Source organism: Rhodococcus sp. A14, assembly GCF_011603105.1.
GTDB classification, from domain to species: Bacteria; Actinomycetota; Actinomycetes; order Mycobacteriales; family Mycobacteriaceae; genus Rhodococcus_F; species Rhodococcus_F opacus.
Genome location: NZ_JAAOQS010000183.1, coordinates 1 through 9895, shown reverse-complemented (window position 1 = coordinate 9895; position 9895 = coordinate 1). Strand labels below are relative to the sequence as shown.

6 protein-coding genes and 1 pseudogene are annotated in these 9895 nt (G+C 63.6%); 2 read left to right on the top strand and 5 right to left on the bottom strand.

Annotated features, from left to right (window positions below; translation table 11 throughout):
* Nucleotides 1–180: 180 nt before the first annotated feature.
* Nucleotides 181–735, bottom strand: a complete 555-nt coding sequence (locus G9373_RS48025) for a PadR family transcriptional regulator (RefSeq protein WP_005264929.1) — start codon at nt 733–735, stop codon at nt 181–183.
* Between the two features lie 148 nt (nt 736–883).
* Here G9373_RS48025 and G9373_RS43645 point away from each other — a divergent pair, with 148 nt between their 5' ends.
* Nucleotides 884–2905 (top strand): NADPH-dependent 2,4-dienoyl-CoA reductase, encoded by a 2022-nt coding sequence (locus G9373_RS43645; protein WP_133986720.1) that lies wholly within the window; start codon nt 884–886, stop codon nt 2903–2905.
* A 260-nt stretch (nt 2906–3165) separates the two neighbouring features.
* Nucleotides 3166–4157, top strand: a pseudogene (locus tag G9373_RS47425) (transposase); the annotation flags it as partial.
* 365 nt (nt 4158–4522) lie between these two features.
* Here G9373_RS47425 and G9373_RS43635 read toward each other — a convergent pair.
* From G9373_RS43635 to G9373_RS43620, 4 genes are all read right to left on the bottom strand, one after another.
* Nucleotides 4523–5749 (bottom strand): IS110 family transposase, encoded by a 1227-nt coding sequence (locus G9373_RS43635; protein ID WP_037207876.1) that lies wholly within the window; start codon nt 5747–5749, stop codon nt 4523–4525.
* Between the two features lie 567 nt (nt 5750–6316).
* Entirely contained in the window at nt 6317–7306 is a 990-nt protein-coding gene (locus G9373_RS43630) for an LLM class flavin-dependent oxidoreductase (RefSeq protein WP_005265264.1), read from the bottom strand.
* A gap of 205 nt (nt 7307–7511) precedes the next feature.
* Nucleotides 7512–8984: an AMP-binding protein gene (locus tag G9373_RS43625; RefSeq protein WP_120660785.1), complete on the bottom strand. Its 1473-nt coding sequence runs from the start codon at nt 8982–8984 to the stop codon at nt 7512–7514.
* A 105-nt stretch (nt 8985–9089) separates the two neighbouring features.
* On the bottom strand, nt 9090–9895 hold an 806-nt coding region (locus tag G9373_RS43620; RefSeq protein ID WP_240961118.1), incomplete at its 5' end, for an MBL fold metallo-hydrolase.

The following is a 9895-nucleotide window of genomic DNA, read 5'->3' as shown; positions in this document are numbered from 1 at the left end:
CCTGGAATTCGATGTCTTCGCGATTCATGTGCTTTTCCTCTTCACGCCGGGTTGTGTGTCGGACACTGCCAACCTAGGAACCGGTGAGCGGGCTCTGATAGAACGAGCGCGCCCGTCACTGGTACCGGTGCGCCAACATCAGTGCAGAAGCGGGCAACCGATCCGCGGCGTCGGTCAGGATCAGCGACGATGCCGCTCGGCCCGCTCAGTCGCCAGTTTCTCTGCCGCCTTCGCGCACCATTCGGTCCAGGACAGTTCACTGTCGATGCCTGCCTGCAGGATCAGGTGCTGGAGTCGTTGTCGGCGCGTCGTGAGTGGGCCGTTGAAGTCGCGATTCTCGATATCGCGGTACGTCTGGAGAAGGGACCGGTGATAGTCCAAATGCTGTTGAATGTCGTCGGTCAGGTCGATGTCACCGAGCACGGCGGCGGCGCGCATGCGTACGAGGAGCGGATCCCTGAGGGGCACCGGCTCTTGCCCGGTGCCAACCCATTCTCGTAGATATCGCACACCTGTTTCGGTGATCTCGTATGTGCGAGGTGCGCCCCTACCTTTCACCTGGCTCACATGCGGCTGGATGAGACCGTCACCGGTCATGTTCCCGAGTTCACGATAAATCTGCTGGTGGGTGGCATGCCAGAAGTAGCCGATGGACGAGTCGAAGCGTCGTGTCAGCTCCTTGCCTGTGGAAGGGCGCTCCACGAGCGCCGTCAGGATCGCGCACCTCAGCGACATCGATTGCGGACCTCCGTTGATGCTCGTGTGACATATTGCGCCGCCAACTTTACTCATGCGCTGCCTCGCACCACTTGTGCAACAAGTTGCACAAAAGCTAGTCTTCCCAGCGAGACATCGCATAGCCGCTAGCAAAAGGACGAGATCGATGACCGCCTTCCGCAGACTGTTCGAACCGCTGCAGGTGGGGCCGTTGACCCTGCCGAATCGGGTGGTGATGGGCTCTATGCATCTGGGCTTGGAGGAAGCCGAAAATGGATTCGAGGCGATGGCCGCGTTCTATGCCGAGCGCGCACGGGGCGGCGTCGGACTCATCGTCACAGGTGGCGTTTCTCCGAACTATGCCGGCAGGCCCTTTGAGGTGGGTGCGACAATGTCCACAGCCGAGGACGTGCGGCAGCACCAGCTGGTGACGCGCTCGGTGCAAGACGCTGGCAGTCGAATCATTCTGCAGCTGCTGCATTTCGGTCGCTATGCGAAGCATCCCGATTTAGTGGCGCCGAGTTCCGTGCGAGCGCCCATCAATCGTTTCGTTCCGCGTGAGATGGACCCGGTCGAGATCGTAGAGACCATCGACGACTTCGCAGCGGCGGCTGTGCTGGCGCAGAACGCCGGTTACGACGGTGTCGAGATTATGGGATCCGAGGGCTATCTGATCAACGAATTCCTCGCGCCCCGTACCAATCTCCGGCTCGACGAATGGGGTGGCGACTTCGAGAACAGGTCCCGCTTCGCGCTCGAGATCGTGCGCCGCACCCGCCGAGCCATTGGCGAGGACTTCTTGATCTCCTTCCGGATCTCCCTCACCGATCTGGTTCCGGACGGTTCCACCTTCGCCGAGACGATCGAATTGGCCCGCGAACTCGAGCGGGCCGGAGTGTCGATGCTGAGCACGGGAATCGGTTGGCATGAATCGAGCGTCCCGACCATCGCCTCGCCGGTCCCCCCGGGAGCGTTCCGGGACTACTCCGCGAAAATCCGTGCTGCCGTGAGCATTCCGGTCGTCGCGAGCAATCGGATCAACACCCCGGAGCTTGCCGAGCAGATTCTCGGCAGCGGTGCCGCGGACCTGATATCGATGGCGCGTCCGCTGCTGGCGGATCCGGAGTTCGTGAACAAGGCGCGCACCGGGCGTGCGCACCGGATCAACGCCTGCATCGCGTGCAATCAGGCGTGCATCGATCATACTTTGGCCGAAAAAACCACGACCTGCCTGGTGAATCCGCGCGCGGGCCACGAGCTCACCCTGATGGCCACCCCGCCGCGAGCGCGCAAACGCATCGGCGTGGTGGGCGCCGGGATGGCGGGGATGGCATTCAGCGCCTTCGCCGGGCGGCGTGGTCACCAGGTGACGTTGTTCGAAAGCCGGCCGACGCTCGGCGGACAGTTCGATCTGGCCTGGCGTATTCCGGGCAAGTCGGAGTATCGCGAGACGATCCGGTACTACGAGGGCGAGCTGGAGGAGGCGGGCGTCTCGATCCGGCTGAAGACCCAGGCCTTCGCCGAACTGCTGATCGCGGAGGATTTCGACGAGATTGTCATCGCGACCGGGGTGAAGCCGCGCGAGATATCGATCGTCGGTGCCTCGCATCCATCGGTGGTCAGCTATGTCGATGTGCTCCGCGGTACGGCACCGGTCGGCGCGCGGGTGGCCATCATCGGTGCCGGTGGCATCGGATTCGATGTCGCCACGTTCGTTACGGGTGAGGAGACCCCCGATGCCGACCGCCTCGAGGAGTTCTTCCGGCACTGGGGGGTGGACGTCGATCCGCACGTGCCGGGTGGAGTTCGTTCGCCGGTCCCGGCCGGGTCCGCACGAGAGGTTTACCTGCTGCAGCGCAAGCAGGACAAAATGGGTGCGGGCCTCGGGTTGACCACGGGCTGGATCCACCGGACACACGTCGGGTCGCGCGGCGTCCGAATGATGTCCGGGGTGACCTACGAGTCCATCGACGACGACGGTCTGCACATCACCGTGAATGGCCGCGCCGAAACCTTGGCCGTGGACACGGTGGTCGTGTGCGCCGGCCAGCTGTCCGAGCGCGGTATTCACGACGAGCTGCTGAGCCGGGGGGTATCAACCCATCTCATCGGCGGGGCAGCGGTCGCGGGCGAACTGGACGCCAAACGTGCCATTCGGGAGGGCACGGAACTGGCGGCCAGGATCTGATCGGCGGGGCGGTGTCGGACACGATCAGCTGCTGCGCTGGGTGCAGCGAGTCCGCCCTCGCGGAGTCGGTGACGCTATATCGTGGTACACCGTATCGGTGAACTACTGGCCCACAATGCGTTTCAGTCCGTGGGAGGTTAAGGGCCGGGGACAGCGGCGACTTTCGCCAGCGGTTGACGTTCCCGGCCAAGGTGAATAGTCCGCGCGGTGGCTTGACCTGACCTCGGGCTTTCACGCCGATTTCGGCGGGGCTGGGTGTTGGTTTGACCACTGCGTTCTCGAGTGCGCTCGCACCCTGGCGAAAACCAATGACCTCCCACGATCCGGGCAAGATCATCGCCGATCTGAGATGGCACTCGCCCTGGGCGGCGACTGCCGGCCGATATCGCGCTGCTGCGGGCAGAACCCGCAATCTTCGGCCGGGTGGCATCCGATCCCACCGTCTCGAGACTGATTGACGCATTGGCCGCTGTCGCTCCGAAAGCGTCGGCGGCTATAGACTCCGCCCGTTCGACAGCCAACGGATCGCCGCTGGCGAGCGGGCGCTCGACCATGAGATCGACGCAGGACGGCCGCTGATCATCGAAATCGTCGCGACCTTGGTGACCGCGCACTCGGAGAAGGAAATGGCCTGCCGCCACCTACAAAGTGGCTTCGGTTTTACCCGCTGTGCGCGTTCGTCGACCACGGACCGGACGGCACGGGAGAGTCGTTGGCGATGATGCTGCGACCGGGGAACACCGGCTCCAACACCGCCGCCGACCACATCGAGGTCATCCGGCACTTAGTGACTCGCCGTTCACAGCCAAAGGTGGGCGGGTCGGCAGCAAGGTGCTGATCGACCGCGGTCGGGACCGGCGGCACCCATGCCCTCACCGACTACCTGACCACGCAGAAGTTGTCGTACTCGATCGGATTCGGTCTGACCGACTCCATCGTCGCTGCGATCGAAGCACTTCCCGAGCGGGCCTGGATCCCACCCACACCGCGGACGGGCGACCCGGCGACGGCGCCTGGATCGCGGAAGTAACCGGGTTGCTCGATCTGCCGGCTGGGCACGGTGCGAAGACCGGATCCGCATCCTGAAAGACACCGGCCTGGAAAATCTTCCGTTGCAGGATTTCGATCAGAATCGGATCTGGCGCGCCGTCGTCGCCCTCGCCGTCGAGGTCACCGCATGGATGCAGATGCTTGCGCTCACACCGACCACCCGGCCAGTCGATGGGAGCCGAAACGGCTACGACTACGCCTGGGGGCGCCGCCCTGCACGAAGCCGGCTATAGGTGTTGTCAAGCGGGGCTCTGGCATGACTTCACGCCGCTCGGTCGAAATGCGAGCGTATTGGTGTGCGGCCTGGGCCGACCGGTGGTCGTGCTGTTAAACGGGGGTGTCCAGCGCCCGTGCTGACGTATGCGACCTCACTCGGAGATGAGTGGGTCATCCGGCGATGTGCGGGCTGCGGCGAAAGGCGAAGGGCCGGGTGCCAGGCTTCGTACGGCGTGGCCCTCGTCCGAGGGTCCGCCACAGTGCTTGCGGCATCGATTCCGGTCCTTCGTCACCCTCCAGCGTTCCACCGTTCGTGGCCGAGCGGAAGATCCTCGGGGGTCGGGTTGGTGGTCAGGACTCCTCTCGCCGCCAGTAGCCCGGGTCGAATGTGGCCCGGTCCCGCACCAGGGCGTAGGCGATTCGGTTGGCGCGGTGCGCCAACGCGCACCCGATGACCCTGTTCGGCTTGCCGCGCAGCTTCAAGTCCGCTGCGTACCGCTTCGCCGCTGGCTCGTTGTGACGCAAGCCGAAACCGAGTTCGATCAGGGCACGGCGCAGCGGTACGCTCCCTTCTCTGCTGATGTGTCCGTCTCGACGCTTGCCGGCGGATTCATACTGGGCTGGCACCAATCCAGAGGCTCGGTAGATCTGGGCCGGCCCCGCCCATCGTTCCGGATCACCGAGAGCCCCTGCATAATTACCGATACGCGCCGGTCCCCATCCGGGCACCGACATCAACGTCGCGAACGGGCTGGCCGGGATCAGTTCCGCGATCCGTGCTGTCGCTTCGGTGATCTGGGCTTCCAAGTCGGCCAACAGAATCCGATCCCTGGCGATCACCTGTCGCGCCAACGCTGCATGGGGAGTCGGTAAAGCATCGGCGGCGGCTGCGACCAGACGCTCCGCCCGTGGGTGTTCGAGCCGCAATCCGTGGTCGGCGGCGAAAGCGATCAACCCTTTGGTCCCGAGCTTTGTCAGATGCGTCGGGTCGGTGAATTCGGCGATGACCAGACGGCCGATCCCGGTGCCGAACAGGTCCGAGATGACGGTGCCGACACCGGGGAACGCGCGGTCGAGCTGGGTGGTGAGCTGGATCATCGTGGCCGTGTGCGTCAGGACGCGGCGGGACCGGTGCGCGGACCAGGCGCTCAGCTCGGCGCACACGTCGCTGCGACTGATGACCGGGATGCCCTGTCCTGCTAGCAGCAGTTCGGTGAGGGCGTCGAGGTCGATCGCGTCGGTCTTCACCCGGCGCCGACCGAAGATCTTCCGTTGCTCAGCCACTCGTGCCGGGTTGACCTCCACAAGTTCCCAGCCGGAGGGCCAGGTGTAACCCAGGACCGGCTGATGATAGTGGCCGGCGGCTTCGACGCCGACCCTGACCTGGATTGATGCATCGGAGGCGGACTGGATCCGCGTGACGACGGAATCCAGACCCGACCGGGTCAACGCGACATGAGTCGGTGGGAGTACACGACGACGGGACGAATCGGTCGCGGAGATGGCAGCGACGTTCTTGCCGACATCGATGGCGACGACGATGGTGGATGATGTGGCTGGGACAACGTGCACAGACACGAGCGCACCTCCGGGGGTGTCACGAGCATCGGGCGACGCGGCCACGTCCCCGATCCTCCGAGGAAAGTGTTTGATGTTCACTTCCTTCGTGACACCTCCGGAGGTGCTTGTGAAGGTCTAACCCGATCTATATCAGTGCCTGGGGGAGTCGCGATCGACGCGCGCATCGCCCGCCACGCACGCAAGGTGTATCTGTGGTTGTCTGCCCACGCGCCCTGGATCGACTTGGTGATCACCGCGCTGGCTCGTCTCAACGCGATACCCGACCCCTGACCAGCATCAATCCGACCATGTAGACGAAAGGAATCAACTTTCGGGACCCTGACACCGGCGACCACCCGACCGCGTCGGGCGAGCGCTCGTTGCCGAGTACCGAATCCACGCCCGAAATACCCAATGCGGCTCTGATCAAAGCGACACCTCAGAGGCATGCAAGATTGAGGCTGATGAGCGAGGAGCGGTCCCCTGATCGGCGAACCGCTCCTCCGTTGGTCGTTGCAGGGCCTCAGGTTCAGCGCTGCACCATTCGCGCTCCGTTAATCTCTGTAGCCGTCAATGATCCACAGCTCAACTTGCGTTGACCTTGGGCATGATTTCCTCGGTCAGACGCTTGAGGTCGTCCATGGTCTTCGAGGTCGGTACGTCCCTGAATGGCGGCCACAGAAGCGGCATTGTCAAGCCGGCCTCCTTGTAGCTCTTGAGCCTGTCCTCAATTTGTTGAGCCGTACCCGCGAGCAAGTTCGTGGCCTTGCCCGCCGGGCTCTGATCGATCGGCTCGTCGGTGATGACGAACCAGATCATGCTGCACATGTCGAAGCCCTCGGGGAAGTCCCGGCCGAGTGCGTCCAGCTCACGCTTCATCTCACCCTTCCATCGCTTGATGTCTTCGGGGGAGTCCTGGATGCCGATCCAGCCCTGCAGTCCGTACTTCGCGATCCGTTTTGCCGAGCGCCTGGGGTCCTTGAGGCCTGAGAAGTAGATCGGCGGGCCGGGTTTCTGGATCGGCTTGTGGCCGAAGCCTGAAAGAGGGAAATCGGCGAATTCGCCGTGGTACTCGAACAACTCGTTCGACCAGATGCCCTGCATGATTTCAATCGTCTCGCGCACATGCCCGTGTCGGCGGGGAAACAGGTGCGGGACGCTGGCGGCCGCAAACTCCTCGGGCATCCAGCCCGCCCCGACCCCGACGTTGAGCCTGCCATTCGACAGGTGGTCCTGGGTGGCGAGTTCAGCGGCGAGAACCCCCGGGGAACGGTACGGGGTGTCGATGATGCTCATGCCGATCCGCACCTTCCGAGTCTTCGCGGCCAACCATGGAATCAGAGCCATTCCTTGAAACCACTTGCCCCGCGAGATGACCGGCACGCTGTTAGGCAGGTCGGTCATCATGCCGAACGGGTATTGAAGCTCCGCCCGGTCGGAGGTCTCGGGGACAACAATCCGGTCGAGCGTCCACACCGAATCGAAATCGAGGTCCTCAGCGAGGGCGGTGAGATCCTCGAGCTCATGCAGTGTCACGTGGTCGCGGAAGTTCGGGAGGTAGAGAGCTAGCTTCATCGATCGGGCTCCTCACAATCTCAGCGGCGATACATCCAGCCTGAAGAAACAACGCGGTAGTGCTTACGCTCCGACCGCTTGGTTAAGGTCGTGCAGCCTGGCTGGAGCGGGGTGCGTGAGTGTCTGGATCGGCACCGAGACAGAATTTGTCTCGGTGAATTTTCAGTCCCGCTCAACGCGGTCTCTCTTGCACCCCACCGCTCCCTCAACTACCACTGCGGGCGGTGCTGACTTCGGCGTGCGTGTTTCGTAGGGTGGGTTTATCGATTTTGCCGACGGCGTTTTTGGGGATGGCTTTGATGATGTACGCGGTGGGTCGTTTGTAGCCGGTGAGGTGTTCTTCGCAGAGTGTGGTCAGTGCTGTGATGTCAATGGTGAAGCCTGGTCGTGGTTGGACGTAGGCCACGACGATCTCGCCCCATTTCTCGTCCGGGACACCGATCACGGCGGCTTCGAGGACCGAGGGGTCTGTGGTCAGGACATCTTCGATTTCTTTGGGGTAGATGTTCTCTCCGCCGCGGATGATCATGTCTTTCGACCGTCCGACGAGGACAAGGTAGCCGTCGGCGTCGAAGTGGCCGACATCGCCGGTGTGGAGCCAGCCGTCGACGAGGGTGCGTGCTGTTTCTTCGGGACGGCCGAGGTAGCCACGCATGATGTTGGGGCCTCGGACGATGACCTCACCGTCCTCGCCATCGGCCAGTTCGGTGCCGTTGTCGTCGACGATCCGGATTTCCTGACCGATGAGGGGGAGTCCGACGCTGCCGGCGCGGCGGGGACCGTGGACGGGGTTGCAGGTGGAGACACAGGTTCCTTCGGACAGCCCGTAGCCCTCGATGAGCGGGAATCCGTAGCGTGTTTCGAACCGGGTCAGTAATACGTCTGAGGCGGGTGCGGCTCCGCATGCCCCGAATCGCAGGGACGTGGTGTCGGGGACCAGTTCGGGGGGGAGCGCGGCGAGCATGTTGTAGATCGTGGGTACCGCGCTGAAGTAGGTGGGACGTTCACGTTCAACGAGGTCGAAGAAGGTTTTGGGGTCGAACCGGCCGACGATAACGGCGCTGCCGCCGGCGAGTAGTGGTGAGAGGATGCTGACGATGATGCCGTTGACGTGGAAGAGCGGCAAGATCAGCAGGGAGCGGTCCGTTGGCCCCAGCGCCAATGCCACGCCCATCATTTCGGCCATGGCCTCGATGTTGCTGTGGTCGAGCATGACGCCCTTGGGTGTGCCGGTCGTGCCGCTGGTGTAGACGAGTAGCGAGAGCGCGGCCGGGTCCAGAATCGGTGCCGGATCGAAACCTGCGGGGTCGGTGTGGAGGGTGTCGGCGCTGAGTGTAGGGGTGTCCGGTGTGGTCGAGTCGTCCTCGATGACCAGCAGGCGTGCATGGGAGTCGCGTAGTTGCCGTTCGACTTCGATATCGGTCATGCTGGGATTGACCGGTGTGACGGTGGCGCCAATCCGCCAGGCCGCGAAGAGGAGCACGACGAACTCGAGACGGTTGGTCAGTTTCACGGCGACGACATCGCCGACGCCTATCCCGAGGTCGTCCAGGTGATGTGCGGCCGCCCGTACGCGAATGAGCAGCTCGGCGTTGGTTAGCGACTGCCGCCCGTCGGAGATCGCCGGCCCATGCGGGTCCAGATCGGCGCGGTGGTCGGGCAGGGAAGCGAAATGCATGGCGTACCTATCGGGTCGGGGCGCGGTGGGAAGCGGACGGTCTTGGTGTGGCCACGACCGACGGGCGTGGCCGGCCGGGTCACGGCGCGGTGTGTCTGTTCTGTGTTATTGCGCGCCGTCGCGGGCTGCGATCGCGTTGATGGCGGAGAATTGCAGGGTCCAGAGGTTGGCGTGGTTGGGGTATTTCGCGGACATGGTGGCGACGAGGTCGTCGGCGTCTTTCGCGGTGGGGAAGGCGGCGATGAAGTCTTGGATGTAGGAACGGGTCTGGGCGATCATGGTCTCGACGGCGTAGTCGTCGCCGTCGGGCCTGCGGTGTCCGCAGACGATCATCTTCGGCTGAAGCTTTTCCACGACGTCGATGGTGTCGAGCCAGTCCTGCCATTCGGCGGGGGTGGACAGGCCGAGCATGGGGTAGATCTCGTTGTAGATGGAGTCGCCGGCGATGACGGTGTCGATCTCGGGGATGTGCACGATGGTGGTGGGGTGGACGTCGGCTTGTGTGACTTCGACGATGTTCAGCGGGGAGCCGTCGACGTAGAGGGTGTGGCCGTCGAGGGGTTCCGGAAGCGGACCGGCCGGGATGCAGGCGTCGCCGAACAGCAAATTCCACTGCATGGTCTGAATGTCCATGGTTTCTTTCATGGACTCGATCACGTGCGGCAATGCCACGCATGTGACGTCCGGGAACCGCTCCTTGAGCGGTCCGATGCCCAGGTAGTGGTCCTGGTGGTCGTGGGTGATGTAGATCGTGGTGAGTTTCTTGCCGGTGCGTTCGATCAGGTCGCCGAGGTCTTGGACGTCGTCTTTGAGGTAGAGCGCGTCGATGAGGACGATTTCGGTTGCGCCGCTGATCAGGATGGCGGTGGTGGGGGAGAAGGTGCCGTCCGGGATGCCGGGGAATTCCACGG